Source organism: Salmonella sp. 741265050_HSA, from assembly GCF_046569445.1.
GTDB classification, from domain to species: Bacteria; Pseudomonadota; Gammaproteobacteria; order Enterobacterales; family Enterobacteriaceae; genus Salmonella; species Salmonella enterica.
Genome location: NZ_JBKFSV010000020.1, coordinates 43,334 through 58,957 on the forward strand (window position 1 = coordinate 43,334; position 15,624 = coordinate 58,957).

The 15,624-nt window shown below is 51.9% G+C and carries 15 protein-coding genes; 8 read left to right on the plus strand and 7 right to left on the minus strand.

Translation table 11 applies throughout. The features are described from left to right. Positions 1-218: 218 nt before the first annotated feature. The 4 genes from glnA (at position 219) to ACLD4F_RS20695 (ending at position 4,593) form a co-directional block, all read left to right on the plus strand. Positions 219-1,628, plus strand: coding sequence for a glutamate--ammonia ligase (glnA, locus tag ACLD4F_RS20680; RefSeq protein WP_001271699.1), 1,410 nt, complete (start codon positions 219-221; stop codon positions 1,626-1,628). 274 nt (positions 1,629-1,902) lie between these two features. Beyond that, complete coding sequence (glnL, locus tag ACLD4F_RS20685) at positions 1,903-2,952, plus strand: nitrogen regulation protein NR(II) (RefSeq protein ID WP_000146194.1); 1,050 nt, start codon at positions 1,903-1,905, stop codon at positions 2,950-2,952. An 8-nt stretch (positions 2,953-2,960) separates the two neighbouring features. After that, positions 2,961-4,370 (plus strand): nitrogen regulation protein NR(I), encoded by a 1,410-nt coding sequence (glnG, locus tag ACLD4F_RS20690; RefSeq protein ID WP_001188782.1) that lies wholly within the window; start codon positions 2,961-2,963, stop codon positions 4,368-4,370. Positions 4,371-4,482: 112 nt separating this feature from the next. Next, complete coding sequence (locus ACLD4F_RS20695; RefSeq protein ID WP_001578131.1) at positions 4,483-4,593, plus strand: YshB family small membrane protein; 111 nt, start codon at positions 4,483-4,485, stop codon at positions 4,591-4,593. An 89-nt stretch (positions 4,594-4,682) separates the two neighbouring features. Here the strand turns inward: ACLD4F_RS20695 and hemN are convergent, their stop codons facing one another. The 3 genes from hemN to ACLD4F_RS20710 form a co-directional block, all read right to left on the minus strand. Continuing rightward, a complete protein-coding gene (gene hemN / locus ACLD4F_RS20700) occupies positions 4,683-6,056 on the minus strand; it encodes an oxygen-independent coproporphyrinogen III oxidase (protein WP_079944622.1) in 1,374 nt (457 codons plus the stop codon). A 188-nt stretch (positions 6,057-6,244) separates the two neighbouring features. Further along, positions 6,245-6,760, minus strand: a complete 516-nt coding sequence (yihI, locus tag ACLD4F_RS20705; protein WP_079944623.1) for a Der GTPase-activating protein YihI — start codon at positions 6,758-6,760, stop codon at positions 6,245-6,247. Between the two features lie 118 nt (positions 6,761-6,878). After that, positions 6,879-7,103, minus strand: a complete 225-nt coding sequence (locus ACLD4F_RS20710; RefSeq protein ID WP_001541209.1) for a hypothetical protein — start codon at positions 7,101-7,103, stop codon at positions 6,879-6,881. A 239-nt stretch (positions 7,104-7,342) separates the two neighbouring features. Here ACLD4F_RS20710 and yihA point away from each other — a divergent pair, with 239 nt between their 5' ends. Next, on the plus strand, positions 7,343-7,975 hold the full coding sequence (gene yihA, locus ACLD4F_RS20715; RefSeq protein WP_000183331.1) for a ribosome biogenesis GTP-binding protein YihA/YsxC: 633 nt from the start codon (positions 7,343-7,345) through the stop codon (positions 7,973-7,975). A gap of 334 nt (positions 7,976-8,309) precedes the next feature. Here yihA and polA read toward each other — a convergent pair whose 3' ends face one another. Further along, positions 8,310-11,096, minus strand: a complete 2,787-nt coding sequence (polA, locus tag ACLD4F_RS20720) for a DNA polymerase I (RefSeq protein ID WP_000249963.1) — start codon at positions 11,094-11,096, stop codon at positions 8,310-8,312. Positions 11,097-11,483: 387 nt separating this feature from the next. On the opposite strand from polA, the gene ACLD4F_RS20725 reads away from it, so the two are divergent. After that, entirely contained in the window at positions 11,484-12,392 is a 909-nt protein-coding gene (locus tag ACLD4F_RS20725) for an acyltransferase (RefSeq protein WP_000196890.1), read from the plus strand. A gap of 12 nt (positions 12,393-12,404) precedes the next feature. Here ACLD4F_RS20725 and dsbA read toward each other — a convergent pair whose 3' ends face one another. The 3 genes from dsbA to ACLD4F_RS20740 form a co-directional block, all read right to left on the minus strand. Continuing rightward, a complete protein-coding gene (gene dsbA / locus ACLD4F_RS20730) occupies positions 12,405-13,028 on the minus strand; it encodes a thiol:disulfide interchange protein DsbA (protein ID WP_000725364.1) in 624 nt (207 codons plus the stop codon). A 16-nt stretch (positions 13,029-13,044) separates the two neighbouring features. Further along, a complete protein-coding gene (locus ACLD4F_RS20735; protein WP_000999264.1) occupies positions 13,045-14,031 on the minus strand; it encodes a serine/threonine protein kinase in 987 nt (328 codons plus the stop codon). Positions 14,032-14,107: 76 nt separating this feature from the next. Continuing rightward, positions 14,108-14,377: a YihD family protein gene (locus tag ACLD4F_RS20740; RefSeq protein WP_000649858.1), complete on the minus strand. Its 270-nt coding sequence runs from the start codon at positions 14,375-14,377 to the stop codon at positions 14,108-14,110. A 69-nt stretch (positions 14,378-14,446) separates the two neighbouring features. On the opposite strand from ACLD4F_RS20740, the gene mobA reads away from it, so the two are divergent. Together mobA and mobB are read left to right on the plus strand one after the other, a co-directional pair. Then, a complete protein-coding gene (gene mobA / locus ACLD4F_RS20745) occupies positions 14,447-15,031 on the plus strand; it encodes a molybdenum cofactor guanylyltransferase MobA (RefSeq protein ID WP_411011011.1) in 585 nt (194 codons plus the stop codon). Next, positions 15,028-15,543: a molybdopterin-guanine dinucleotide biosynthesis protein MobB gene (gene mobB / locus ACLD4F_RS20750; RefSeq protein ID WP_010989085.1), complete on the plus strand. Its 516-nt coding sequence runs from the start codon at positions 15,028-15,030 to the stop codon at positions 15,541-15,543. Before mobA ends, mobB begins: the two co-directional genes overlap by 4 nt. Positions 15,544-15,624: the final 81 nt, after the last annotated feature.

The window sequence follows — 15,624 nt, forward strand, 5'->3', positions numbered from 1 at the left end:
AATGTGGTGCTTAATGTTCACATTGAAGCACTATTTTGGTGCAACATAGTCACCGTGGTGCAGCCCTTTTGCACGATGGTGCGCATGATAACGCCTTTTGGGGGCAATGTGAAAGTTGGCACAGATTTCGCTTTATATTTTTACGGCGACACGGCCAGCAGAATTGAAGATCTCGTTACCACGACGACCGACCATGACCAATCCGGGAGAGTACAAGTATGTCCGCTGAACACGTTTTGACGATGCTGAACGAGCACGAAGTGAAGTTTGTCGATCTGCGCTTCACCGATACCAAAGGCAAAGAACAGCACGTCACGATTCCTGCTCATCAGGTAAATGCCGAATTCTTTGAAGAAGGCAAAATGTTTGACGGCTCCTCTATCGGCGGCTGGAAAGGCATTAACGAATCCGACATGGTGCTGATGCCCGATGCGTCCACTGCGGTTATCGACCCGTTCTTCGCGGACTCTACCCTGATTATCCGTTGCGACATCCTGGAGCCTGGCACTCTGCAAGGTTATGACCGTGACCCACGTTCCATCGCAAAACGTGCGGAAGACTACCTGCGCGCGACCGGTATCGCCGATACCGTCCTGTTTGGGCCGGAACCTGAATTCTTCCTGTTCGACGACATCCGCTTCGGCGCATCTATCTCCGGCTCACATGTGGCGATTGACGATATTGAAGGCGCCTGGAACTCCTCTACCAAGTACGAAGGCGGCAACAAAGGCCATCGTCCGGGCGTGAAAGGCGGTTATTTCCCGGTTCCGCCAGTTGACTCCGCGCAGGATATCCGTTCTGAAATGTGTCTGGTCATGGAGCAAATGGGCCTGGTCGTTGAAGCGCACCATCACGAAGTAGCGACCGCAGGTCAGAACGAAGTGGCGACCCGCTTTAACACCATGACCAAAAAAGCCGACGAAATTCAGATTTACAAATATGTCGTGCATAACGTGGCTCACCGCTTCGGTAAGACCGCGACCTTTATGCCAAAACCGATGTTCGGCGATAACGGTTCCGGTATGCACTGCCACATGTCTCTGGCGAAGAACGGCACCAACCTGTTCTCTGGCGACAAATATGCCGGCCTGTCTGAACAAGCGCTGTACTACATCGGCGGCGTCATCAAACACGCCAAAGCCATCAACGCCCTGGCGAACCCGACCACCAACTCCTACAAGCGTCTGGTCCCGGGTTACGAAGCGCCGGTGATGTTGGCCTACTCCGCCCGTAACCGTTCCGCCTCCATCCGTATTCCGGTGGTGGCGTCTCCGAAAGCGCGCCGTATCGAAGTTCGCTTCCCGGACCCGGCGGCTAACCCGTATCTGTGCTTTGCCGCCCTTCTGATGGCCGGTCTGGACGGGATTAAGAATAAGATTCACCCGGGCGAAGCCATGGACAAAAACCTGTATGACCTGCCGCCGGAAGAAGCGAAAGAGATCCCACAGGTAGCGGGTTCTCTGGAAGAAGCGCTGAACGCGCTGGACCTGGACCGCGAGTTCCTGAAAGCAGGCGGCGTGTTCACGGATGAAGCGATCGATGCGTATATTGCGCTGCGTCGCGAAGAAGATGACCGCGTGCGTATGACCCCGCACCCGGTAGAGTTTGAGCTGTACTACAGCGTTTAATCGTATATTAAAAATCCGACGAATTTCGCGTTGCTGCAAGGCGGCAACTGAGCACATGCCCAGGAGCATAGATAGCGATGTGACTGGGGTAAGCGAAAGCAGCCAACACAACAGCAGCGTGAAAGGCGTCAGGAGTTTTTGAGTTGCCGTGGAAACTTTCAGCCCATCCCTGGATGGGCTTTTTTCTCCACCAACAATCTGATCTCACGCGCTTTTTAGTGGTAAAAAGCTATAATGCACTAAAATGGTGCAACCTTTTCCAGGAGACTGCTGAATGGCAAGCGGCATACAGCCCGATGCTGGGCAGATCCTCAATTCGTTAATCAACAGCGTGCTAGTGGTCGACGACGCGCTGGCAATCCATTACGCCAATCCTGCCGCGCAGCAGTTGCTCGCGCAAAGCTCACGCAAACTGTTCGGGACGCCGTTACCTGAACTGTTGAGCTATTTTTCGTTAAACATTGACCTGATGCGCGAAAGTTTAGCGGCAGGGCAAGGCTTTACCGATAACGAAGTGACGCTGGTGATTGATAGTCGCTCGCATATTCTCTCTTTGACCGCCCAACGTCTGCCCGACGATTTTATACTGCTCGAAATGGCGCCGATGGATAACCAGCGTCGTCTGAGTCAGGAGCAGTTGCAGCACGCGCAGCAAATCGCCGCCCGCGATCTGGTGCGCGGTCTGGCGCACGAAATCAAAAATCCGCTCGGCGGCCTGCGCGGCGCGGCGCAGCTACTCAGCAAGGCGCTGCCCGACCCGGCGCTAACGGAATATACCAAAGTCATCATTGAACAGGCCGACAGGCTACGCAACCTTGTCGATCGTTTGCTGGGGCCGCAGCACCCGGGAATGCACATTACCGAGAGCATACATAAAGTCGCGGAGCGCGTGGTGGCGCTGGTATCGATGGAACTGCCGGATAATGTCCGGCTTATCCGCGATTATGACCCCAGTCTGCCAGAACTGCCGCACGACCCGGAACAAATTGAGCAAGTACTGCTGAATATTGTCCGCAATGCCTTGCAGGCGCTGGGGCCGGAAGGCGGCGAAATTACGCTGCGTACCCGTACCGCCTTCCAGTTAACGCTGCATGGCGAACGCTATCGCCTGGCGGCGCGTATAGACGTTGAAGACAATGGGCCGGGCATTCCTCCCCATTTACAGGATACGCTGTTCTACCCGATGGTCAGCGGTCGCGAAGGCGGCACCGGGCTTGGGTTATCTATCGCCCGCAATCTTATCGATCAACACGCCGGCAAAATTGAATTTACCAGTTGGCCGGGGCATACCGAGTTTTCGGTTTACCTGCCGATTCGGAAATAGAGGTGTTTATGCAACGAGGAATAGTCTGGGTCGTCGATGATGATAGTTCCATCCGTTGGGTGCTTGAGCGTGCTCTCGCCGGGGCAGGGTTGACCTGTACCACCTTTGAGAATGGTAATGAAGTACTGGCTGCGCTGGCCAGTAAAACGCCGGACGTCTTGCTGTCGGATATCCGAATGCCGGGAATGGACGGGCTGGCGCTATTAAAGCAGATTAAACAGCGTCACCCGATGCTTCCGGTCATCATTATGACCGCGCATTCCGATTTAGATGCCGCCGTGAGCGCCTATCAGCAGGGGGCGTTTGATTATCTGCCTAAACCGTTTGATATTGATGAAGCCGTCGCTCTGGTCGAGCGCGCGATTAGCCACTATCAGGAGCAGCAGCAGCCGCGTAATATCGAGGTTAACGGCCCGACAACAGACATGATAGGCGAAGCGCCCGCCATGCAGGATGTGTTTCGCATTATTGGTCGGCTGTCGCGTTCTTCGATTAGCGTGCTGATTAACGGCGAATCAGGAACCGGTAAAGAACTGGTCGCCCATGCGCTACATCGCCATAGCCCACGCGCCAAAGCGCCGTTTATCGCGCTCAATATGGCGGCCATCCCGAAAGATTTGATTGAATCCGAACTGTTTGGCCATGAGAAAGGCGCTTTTACCGGGGCGAATACCATCCGGCAGGGCCGTTTCGAGCAGGCTGACGGCGGCACGCTGTTTCTGGACGAAATTGGCGATATGCCGCTGGATGTCCAGACTCGTCTGTTACGCGTGCTGGCTGACGGACAGTTCTACCGCGTGGGCGGGTACGCGCCGGTAAAAGTGGATGTGCGCATTATCGCCGCCACCCACCAGAACCTCGAACGACGCGTTCAGGAAGGGAAATTCCGCGAAGACCTGTTCCACCGCCTGAACGTGATTCGTATCCATCTTCCGCCGTTGCGTGAACGCCGTGAGGATATTCCGCGCCTGGCGCGCCATTTTTTGCAGGTCGCCGCCCGTGAATTAGGTGTGGAAGCCAAATTATTACATCCGGAAACCGAAACGGCGTTAACGCGCCTGGCATGGCCTGGTAACGTGCGTCAGTTAGAAAATACCTGCCGCTGGCTCACCGTCATGGCCGCCGGACAGGAGGTATTGATCCAGGATTTACCGGGCGAACTGTTTGAAGCCTCGGCGCCGGATAGCCCGTCCCACCTGCCGCCGGATAGCTGGGCTACATTACTGGCGCAATGGGCGGACCGCGCCTTGCGATCCGGTCATCAAAACCTGCTTTCTGAAGCGCAGCCAGAACTGGAGAGAACGCTACTGACCACGGCGTTACGCCATACGCAGGGTCATAAACAGGAAGCCGCCAGGCTGCTCGGTTGGGGGCGAAACACCCTAACGCGAAAGTTGAAAGAGCTGGGAATGGAGTAAACATTACCCGCGAGTGTAAAGATTAATAATTGAGCGCAAAACGCTGCTATTTTGCGCTTTACTGTTCCGATGAGTTCAGTATGATCATGCCCGGCAAACGGGGGGATTCATTATGTTAGAATCTATTATTAATCTGGTATCGAGTGGAGCGGTCGACAGCCACACGCCACAAACTGCGCTAGCCGCCGTGTTGTGTGCCGCGCTGGTAGGACTGTTCAGCTGACAATGTGCCGGATGGCGCTAATGCTTATCCGGCCTACAGGTTGTCGCAACGTGTAGGCCCGGTAAGCGCAGCGCCACCGGGCAACCCGGCTAAATGACGCGCGAGAACTGCTGCATCCGCGCTTTCTGGCGCAGATACGCGTCAAAGCACATGCAGATATTGCGGATCAGCAAACGACCTTTCGCCGTCACCTGAATTCCCTTCTCGCTAATATCCACCAGCCCATCTTTCGCCAGCGGCGACAGTAACTGCAAATCTTCGGCAAAATACTCAGCGAAATGCAAACCCCACTGCTGTTCGACAGCGTTAAAATCCAGGCGGAAGTTACAAATCAGCGCCTTGATAACATCGCGACGAATGCAATCATCACGGGTCAGCGTAATACCACGCCATAGCGCATTGCCCCGCTCATCCACTTGCTGGTAATAACGCTTCAGCTCTTTCTGGTTCTGCATGTAGCCATCGCCAATCATGCTGATAGCAGAAACCCCCATCCCCAGCAGATCGGTATCGCCCTGGGTCGTATAGCCCTGAAAATTACGGTGCAGCACGCCTTCGCGCTGCGCGACGGCCAGTTCGTCGTCCGGACGGGCAAAATGGTCCATCCCGATAAACTGATAACCAGCCTGAGTAAGCGATACGATGGTCTCCTGCAAAATATCCAGTTTCTGCTGCGCGCTGGGTAAATCGGCATCTTTAATTTTACGCTGGGCGGCAAAAAGCGTTGGCAGATGCGCATAGTTAAAGACGCTCAAACGATCGGGGTTCAGTTCCGTCACACGCTTCAGCGTGAAAGCGAAGCTTTCCGGCGTCTGTTTCGGTAGACCGTAGATCAAATCGATATTGGTCGAGGTAAAGCCGATATCGCGGGCGTGATTAAGCAGCGCAAAGATGAATTCTTCATCCTGCTCGCGGTTAACCAGGCGCTGCACCTCTTTATTAAAGTCCTGCACGCCCATACTCAGGCGGTTAAAACCTTCCGCACGTAAATGATCGAGCACATCCAGCTCAATTTCACGGGGATCGACTTCGATCGAGATTTCCGCGTCGGTATTAAAGTGGAAATTTTCACGCAACAGCGTCATTAAGCGGCTGATTTGCGCTTTATTCAGGTAAGTAGGCGTACCGCCGCCCCAGTGAAGCTGGCTGACATGACGGTTTGCAAACAGCGGCGCGCGATGACGAATTTCCTGCTCAAGCGCGTCAAGATACTGGTCAGCTTTATGCTGTTGGCGGGTGACAATCTTGTTGCAGCCGCAGAAATAACACAACTTGTGACAAAACGGGATATGCACATACAGCGAGAGCGGACGTTCAGGATAACGCACCACAGCCTGCAAGAATGCGGCGTCCTCGAAGTCTTCAGAAAACTCCAGCGCGGTTGGGTACGAGGTATATCGTGGCCCGGAATAGTTATATTTCTGGATCAGGGCCAGATCCCAGTCTATTTGCTGTTCAGACATGCTCACTCCTTCCGATGGCGTCTCTGGCGGGTACGGCGTACCGGCTTCACGCCATGACGGGCGGCAAGCCGGCTGCGCAGCCATTTCTGTCGCCGCGACAATCGCTGTAGTTTAACGAATAACCACACCAGATAACATATAACCGGAAGGGTTATAAGCAGGACGGGCAAGCCCACGGTGTAAACCCGTTAGTTGCCGCCTCTTAGCAGGCGCATCATATCTTCCTGCTTCTCGTCCTCTTCGTCGTCTTCTTCGTCGTCATCGTAAGACAGACCAAGCTTCTGCATCAGTTCATCAATACGATCCAGTTTGGCATCTACCCAGGCTTGATCTTCCGCACTCAGGGTTTCGCCCGCTTCCAGACGTTCTAACAGCGCATCCAGGCGCTCATCCGTTTCCAGTAAATCCAACTCCGTCTGCGGTGAAAGCATAGGTTTCTCACTTTTCGGTTTATGCTGTTGGGTCACTTTTTCAGTCACGCCCAATGGAACAGGTGTTTTACTGCCAATACGTGGATCTTTTTGTTGATTCTGATTGCCGCCGCCCGAAGCGGAATTGCCGCCCGCCGCGCGACTTCCCGGCGCATGACCGCGATGTTTTTTCAGGCGTTTACGGTCGCGCGCCTCCTGGTTTAACTCTTCACGCGTTTTACGATGCTGTTTGCCAAAGGCTTTACTGCGCGGTGCAGAGGTTGGTTTTTTCATGATGTCAGATCTTTAAGCCGTTTTATTCAGTATAGAATTGAGGCGGAATCTAGCAGAAAGCAAGCAAAGAAAAAAGGCGACAGAGTAATCTGCCGCCTTTTTTCTTGACTCACGACCCTTAACGGGTTCCACCATCCCTGTTGGCTATCAACACGCCCTGTTTTTCCCTTAGCCTGGAACATTCCATGTTGTTTCCATTTCCTTTTACTAACGTCTCCGGACGTTTGTCTTCCTGACAATCCTGTGTCTTCGCCTCCTGGCGCTCCTGACCCTCATCCTGAGTCGTTGATCCTGTTAGCGTCCTCGCTATGTGCATTACTTTACTCTTTTGGGGTAAACTCACAAGATACCGACACGGCAAATCCCTTTTTTTCAGACAATTACCTTTCTATAAATTCATGATTTAACTATATTAACTGGCTTTGAGCCTGACAACGACTCTGTCATGTCGCATAAGTGCAATGGACAATGTCTCACAAAGCGTATGGCTTTTGCTTACAGCACCGACGCGCCGAAAAATCCGTCTTTTGCTGGCGTTCAGGTATAATCGCCACAATGCTTTGACTGACGGAGACGACCGCTTTGACTAACCTGAATTATCAACAGACGCATTTTGTGATGAGTGCGCCTGATATTCGCCATTTACCTTCCGATTGCGGAATTGAAGTGGCTTTTGCTGGCCGTTCCAATGCAGGCAAATCCAGCGCCCTGAACACGTTGACCAACCAAAAAAGCCTGGCGCGCACCTCTAAAACGCCGGGCCGTACCCAATTGATTAACCTGTTTGAAGTCGTAGAGGGCAAACGGTTGGTCGACCTGCCGGGCTATGGCTATGCGGAAGTCCCGGAAGAGATGAAACGCAAGTGGCAACGCGCGCTGGGGGAATATCTGGAGAAACGTCAAAGCCTACAGGGCTTAGTCGTTTTAATGGATATCCGCCATCCGTTGAAAGACCTCGACCAACAGATGATCCAGTGGGCTGTAGAGAGCAATATCCAGGTTCTGGTTCTGCTGACCAAAGCGGACAAACTGGCCAGCGGCGCGCGCAAGGCGCAGTTGAATATGGTACGTGAAGCCGTGCTGGCTTTTAATGGCGATGTGCAGGTAGAAGCGTTTTCCTCGCTGAAAAAGCAGGGCGTGGATAAGTTACGTCAGAAGCTGGATAGCTGGTTTAGTGAACTGGCACCGGTCGAAGAGATTCAGGACGGGGAATAATCACCCGCTATGCCGGATGGCGCCGCTGCGCGTCTTATCCGGCCTACGGTGTGAGCGAAACTTTTCTTGCGCACAATAAAAAACGCCCCAGTCATAAACTGACTGGGGCGGCTAAAATATTCAGCCAAATCCGATTACGTGAAGTAAAAGGTCTGAAAGATAGAACATCTTACCTCTGTACCCTACGTGAATAACTTTACTCTTTTTTGAGCAACACAGAAAGACCTTTTCGTAATTTTTTTTCATTCTTTACATAGGGAATTCTAATACCCATCACAAAACCCCCGTGCTTATGTTGCTTAATTACGAAAAAAGCGCGTTATTCCTTAAATGCTTAGTGCGCTTGATCCCAATTTTCCCCGCTACCGACTTCTACCAGCAACGGCACATCAATACGCGTGCAGTTTTCCATCAACTGATGGATACGTTTTGCTACCGCATCTAAGTCGTCTTTATGCACCTCGAACACTAATTCATCGTGTACCTGCATAATCATCCGCACGCGTGGCTGCTCGGCCTGTAGCCAGGCATCGACGGCAATCATGGCGCGCTTGATGATATCGGCAGCCGTTCCTTGCATGGGAGCATTGATCGCCGCGCGTTCCGCCCCCGCGCGCCGCGCCGCGTTGCTGGATTTAATATCCGGCAGGTAAAGACGGCGTCCCTCCAGCGTTTCCACATAGCCTTGTTCTTTTGCCTGAGCGCGGGTGCGCTCCATATATTCCAGCACGCCAGGGTAGCGTTCGAAGTAGAGATCCATATACTTCTGCGCCTCTTTACGCGGAATATTAAGCTGGCGAGAAAGACCGAAGGCGCTCATCCCGTAAATCAGGCCAAAGTTAATGGCTTTCGCACTTCGGCGCTGTTCCCCGGTCACGCTATCCAGCGGCAAGCCAAAGACTTCCGCCGCCGTTGCGCGGTGAATATCCTTCCCTTCGGCGAACGCCGTGAGCAGTCCTTTATCACGGGAAAGATGCGCCATAATACGCAGCTCAATCTGTGAATAGTCCGCAGACACGATGAGATAATCCTCAGGCGCAATAAATGCCTGACGAATGCGGCGGCCTTCTTCATTGCGCACCGGAATATTTTGCAGGTTCGGATCGGTGGACGATAAACGTCCCGTCGCCGTTACCGCCTGATGATAGGACGTATGGACGCGCCCGGTTTTCGGGTTAATCATCAGCGGCAGCTTATCGGTATAGGTGGATTTTAGCTTCGCCAGACCACGATACTCCAGAATCACTTTCGGCAGCGGATAGTCCAGCGCCAGCTCTTCCAGCACCTCTTCCGACGTTGACGGCGCGCCGCCAGGCGTTTTCTTCAGCGGCTTAATACCCTGCTTTTCAAACAGGATGGTCTGCAACTGCTTCGTCGAGGACAGGTTGAACGCCTCGCCCGCAATGTCATGCGCTTTCTTTTCCAGTTCCGCCAGACGTAGCGTGATTTCTTCCGAATGTTTGTGCAGGACGGCAGGATCGATTTTTACGCCATTGCGCTCAACGCGTGACAGTACAGGCACCAACGGCATTTCGATGTTTTCGAAAACATTCAGCGGGCCTTTGTGCTGCTGGAGCTCAGGCCACATTTTGAGATGCAACTGTAACGTGACATCCGCATCTTCTGCCGCATAGCGCCCCGCTTCCTCCAGTGCGATCTGGTTAAAGGTGAGCTGGTTTTTACCTTTACCGGCAATGTCTTCAAAGGTGATAGTTTTGTGCTTCAGCCAACGATCGGACAAACTGTCCATATCATGGCGTCCGGCGACGCTGTTCAGAATGTAAGACTCAAGCATGGTATCGAAGGCGATACCGCGCAGCTCAATACCGTAATTTTGCAAGACGCCGCGATCGTACTTGAGGTTTTGCCCCACTTTGCGCACTTTTTCATCTTCCAGCAGCGGCTTCAGCAGTTCCAGAGCACGCTGGCGGGAGATTTGATCCGGAGCGTCCAGATAATCATGCGCGACAGGTACATACGCGGCAACGCCAGGTTCGATAGCAAACGAGAGGCCCACCAGGTTGGCGGCGATATTATCCAGACTGTCGGTCTCCGTGTCGAAAGCAAAAACTGGCGCTTTTTTCAGCTTTTCAATCCAGCTTTCCAGCGTAACGTCGTCCAGAATCGTGACATAATTTTCATAAGAGAGCGCCGCTGCCGGTTCGCTGGGCGATTCATCAATAACGACCGTTTCCTGCGGTTTGGCCGCCGGTTTCACGCCCTTTGCCTGTAGCCACTTGCCTGACTCAACGTCCGCCGTCCAGCGCTTAAACTCATATTTTTTAAACAGGCCCAGCAGTTCATCCGCAATCGGCTGCTGCACTTCAAGCTGTTCGCAGGTCAGCTCCAGTTCAACATCCGTTTTAATGGTGGCGAGTTTATAAGACAGGTACGCTACGTCTTTATTCTGCGCTAATTTAGCGGCCATCGTTTTGGCGCCGCGGAAAGTGAGACCGGCAATTTTTTCCGGCTCGGCGTACAGCGTATCCAGGCCGCCCAATCCCTGAAGCAAAGCTTGCGCCGTCTTCTCACCCACGCCTGGTACGCCTGGAATATTATCCGAGGAGTCCCCCATCAGCGCCAGAAAGTCGATAATCAGCTCAGGCGGCACGCCGTACTTATTAACGACTTCATCCGGGCCGAGGATGGTGTTAGTCATGGTGTTGATCAGCGTAATATTCGGCGTCACCAACTGTGCCATATCTTTATCGCCGGTGCTGATTAATACCGGACGCCCCACCTTCTCCGCTTCTCGCGCCAGTGTACCGATAACGTCATCCGCTTCTACGCCAGAGACCGCCAGCAGAGGTAACCCCATGGCTTTAACCATGGCATGTAACGGCTCTATTTGCGCACGCAGATCATCCGGCATCGGAGGACGATGCGATTTGTAATGTTCAAAGAGCTCATCACGGAAGGTTTTTCCTTTGGCGTCAAACACCACCGCAGCATGCGTCGGCTGATACTGCATGATCAGGCTGCGCAACATGTTGAGAACACCATACATTGCGCCCGTAGGTTCTCCCGCGCTGTTGGTTAACGGCGGAAACGCATGATAGGCGCGATAGAGATAGGATGAGCCATCTACGAGAATAAGTGGGTTTTCTGGGATCTGAACCATAATGTCCGTGCCTGTTTAACAGATTATGGTTAAAGGATGCCACATACAGGAGGAAAACTTGAGTTTTTCGCCGCATTTGCGGAAAAGTTTTGTCGATCTTCAGGATCGCTCGCAAAACAACCTGTGGATAACTTTGTGTGTAAATTCTTACCATTACTTTAAAATCAGCGCGATAGCCTTCTCATCTTAATAATTACCCATTATTTTCAATGAGTTGTTAACATCACGTTTTTCTGATTATCTGATTCATGCCGTTATCATAATGTGGATAGTTGTTACGAGTGTTTCTATTTCACTCAGCGCCATCATTAGCATCGTTTTCTGATAGAATCAGCCCCTTGCGCCCTTTTCGCGCACCGTTTATGGCTAACTTTTGAATAATTTATTATGACGAGAATACTCGCGGCTATCACGCTCCCATTGAGTATCGTATTGACCATCCTGGTCACTATTGTTTGCTCAGTACCGATCATCATTGCCGGTATGGTAAAGCTTCTTTTGCCTGTTCCCGGTATCTGGCGCAAGGTCTCCATTTTCTGCAATTTCATGATGTATTGCTGGTGTGCTGGTCTTGCAGCGCTGTTACGCCTTAATCCGCACTTGCAATGGGATGTAGAAGGGTTAGAAGGGCTGAGCAAGAAAAATTGGTATTTACTGATTTGTAATCATCGCAGCTGGGCCGATATCGTTGTGCTTTGCGTTCTGTTCCGCAAGCATATCCCAATGAATAAGTACTTTCTTAAACAGCAATTGGCCTGGGTGCCGTTCATCGGCCTGGCGTGCTGGGCATTAGATATGCCGTTTATGAAGCGCTACTCCCGTAGCTACTTGCTCCGCCACCCCGATCGACGCGGCAAAGATGTTGAAACAACTCGTCGCTCTTGCGAAAAGTTTCGTCGGTATCCCACCACTATCGTTAACTTTGTTGAAGGCTCGCGATTTACGCATGAGAAACGTCAGCAAACGCATTCACCTTATCAACATCTGTTGCCGCCAAAAGCAGCCGGTATTGCAATGGCGATTAACGTTTTAGGCTCACAGTTCGATAAGCTGCTTAATATTACGTTGTGTTACCCAAACAACGATCGCCACCCTTTCTACGATATGCTAAGCGGTAGGCTGACGCGTATTGTTGTTCGGGTGCAACTGGAACCCATAAATGAAGAACTGCACGGCGATTACGTGAACGACAAAACATTCAAACGCCGTTTTCAACGTTGGCTTAATACGCTGTGGGATAAGAAAGATATACAGATAGAAGAGATTAAAACATCTTATAAAAACGCCGGTCAGTGACCGGCGTTCTTTTTATTTTTTATCAACCAAATATTTCACAGTATCAGCATACTGCTGAACAAAAACATCCATGCTGCTGGTATCCATGCCTTGTGGGTTAATCTGGTATTTGCCATTTACAAACATCGCCGGAACGCCCTGCAGTTGCAGGTCAGCCGCGGCTTTCTCCTGTTGCGCAACCAGTGATTTCACCACGAAGCTGTTCCATGCTGCATCGTAATCTTCGCCCTTGACGCCCGCATCAACGAACACTTTACGGATATCCGCGGCAGATTGTACTGTCTGGGTTTTCTGTACGGCTTCAAACAGCGGGACCGTGACTTTATCTTCTACACCCAACGCCATCGCCACCGCCCATGCCTGGGTGAGCTCCTTGCCCAACGGCCCCAGGAACTCAACGTGGTACTTGGTCATTTTGGTGCCTTCCGGCAGCTTTTTCTTCACATTGTCAGACACATGAAGCACTTCTTCAAACTGATAACAATGTGGGCAGTAGAAGGAGAAAAACTCCAGTACCTGGGGTTCGCCAGCGACCGGTTTATCCAGCGTGATATACTGTTTACCGTCGCTGATCTGTGCTGCCGAGGCGCTAAAAGCTAAAACCATACCAGCCAGCGCCAGCCAAATCTTTTTCATGATCAACTCTCTCCGATTAATACATTGGCGTTAATTGTAAAGGGGGTTCGTGCAAAATTTTAGTCTGCTCAATAAAAGTCGTTGTCTGTCGCTGCCAGTAATCTTCCCCTGTTAACCAAGGAAAGTTTTTCGGAAACGCAGGATCGCCCCAACGACGAATCAACCAGGCAAGATAATAAACTAAACGCATGGCGCGTAAAGGTTCAATGAGACCAATTTCAGCCGTATCGAACTCACTAACTTCTTCATAAGCTTCAATAATGGTTTCAAGCTGCATTCGCTGTTCGGCTTTGTCGCCGTTCAGCAGCATCCATAAATCCTGTATCGCCGGGCCGTTACGGGCATCATCTAAATCGACAAACAGCGGTCCATCACGCCATAGAATGTTGCCGGCATGACAATCGCCGTGCAATCGCAGCGTGGCGAAATCGGTGCGCCAGCATTCGGTAACTGCAGACAGTAGAGTATCAGTGGCTTTCAGGAAAGCCGCTTTTTGCCCGGAGGGAATCAGTGCGGCATCTTCGAATACCTGGCGAGGTTCAAAAAGATACTCTGCAAGCCCAATGTCAGGCCGGAAAGTGAAAGGACGTTTTCGCCCCGTCTGATGCAATCGACCAAGATAACGCCCTACCGCCTCCATCTGATCGATATTATCTGCTTCAAACTGACGACCGCCTACGCTGGGGAAAATGGCATAATGATAGCCCTGATGCGCTAACAGCGTCTGGCCATTAAACGCGAGCGGAGCGGCAACCGGAACCTCATCCTTCACCAGTTCAAGCGCGAATTGGTGTTCTTCCCGAATTTGATCAACAGACCAGCGTTCAGGACGATAAAACTTAACGACAAAACGTCGACGGTCTTCATCCTGAAACTGATAGACGCGGTTTTCATAACTGTTTAGTGGAGTCAGCCCGGAATCCACCCTGATCCCCTGTTCAAACAGCGCATCCATGATGGTTTCCGGGTGTAGCGTCTGGAAAGTAAAAGCGTTGTCGTTCATCCCATCATCCGGAAAATACTACGAATGATTCAGGATATCATTTCGTGACGATTTCGGTGGCGCCGCTTACAAGGTTTTACTCTTTAATAACGCCGCGGGCGCGTAAAAGCGCCGTTTTAAAGTCCTCTTCATAGTCTTTTTGAATCCCTGGAATGGCGGCGTCTTTGGCGGAATCGCGCATTTTCAGATGGTAGATCAGGATATCATCAGTTAAATCTTCCAGTTTGCCGTCAAAACCTGACTCTTTCGCCAGTTTCTGCAAAAATTGCGTCAGATTAAGATCAGGCTCTTTCTGCCAGGCTGGCTGGAGGAGTTCAATGACTTCATTCAGGCGTTTACATTTCATAGCTGTGCTCCTTATTCTTGATACAGACACGGTAGCAGGGTCAATCCCACAATAAAAGAGGCGATATCGGTGAATCTGGATGAAGTAATAACCGGCGTGGTGCTGGCAGGCGGTAAAGCCCGACGGATGGGAGGTGTGGATAAAGGTCTGCTTGAACTGAACGGTAAACCGCTCTGGCGACACGTTGCCGACGCGCTCGCGCCACAACTGGCTACGGTCGTCATTAGTGCTAATCGCCATCTGGATATCTACCAGGCCAGCGGCCTGAAAGTCATTCCGGATTCAATCGCTGACTTTCCCGGTCCGCTGGCGGGTATGCTTTCCGTTTTTCAGCAGGTAGCAGGCGACTGGTTTCTGTTTTGCCCCTGTGACAATCCCTGTATCCCCCACACCCTGGTCGATCGTTTAGCAGCGCAGCGTCATGGTGCACCCGTGGTTTGGGTTCATGATGGAGAGCGCGATCATCCAACGATCGCGTTGATTAATCGTGCCGTTGAGCCCCAGTTGACAGCTTATTTGCAAGCAGGCGAGCGGCGGGTAATGATTTTTATGCGCCAGGTAGGCGGACACGCCGTTGATTTCAGTGATTGTAAGGAGGCATTTGTGAACGTCAACACGCCGGGGGAACTCGCGAAATGGCAAAAGAGACCATGATACCGCTACTCGCCATTGCCGCGTGGAGCGGCACGGGAAAAACAACACTGCTGAAAAAACTGATCCCAGCACTTTGTGCGCACGGTATTCGGCCAGGGCTGATTAAGCATACCCATCATGATATGGATGTCGATAAACCGGGTAAAGATAGCTACGAATTACGTAAGGCCGGGGCGGCACAGACGCTGGTTGCCAGTCAGCAGCGCTGGGCGTTAATGACTGAAACGCCGGGGCAAGAAGAGTTGGATCTGGCATGGCTGGTGAGCCGGATGGATGCATCAAAGCTGGATATGGTGCTGGTAGAAGGGTTTAAACACGAGGCAGTTGCGAAGATCTTACTTTTTCGTCAGGGATGTGGGCACAGCGAGGAAGAATTAATTCTTGATGAGCATGTTATTGCGGTTGCCAGTGATATTCCACTTGCCGTAGCGGTACCCGTTTTGGATCTTAATGATGTATCGCAGATTTCTGCCTTCATTTTGCGGTGGTTAGAGAAAGCACGTTCCTTGTAGGCCGAATAAGGCGGAGCCGCCATCCGGCGGTGCCGGTTGCCTGATGGCGCTGCGCTTATCAGGCCTACATTTTTACAGTTA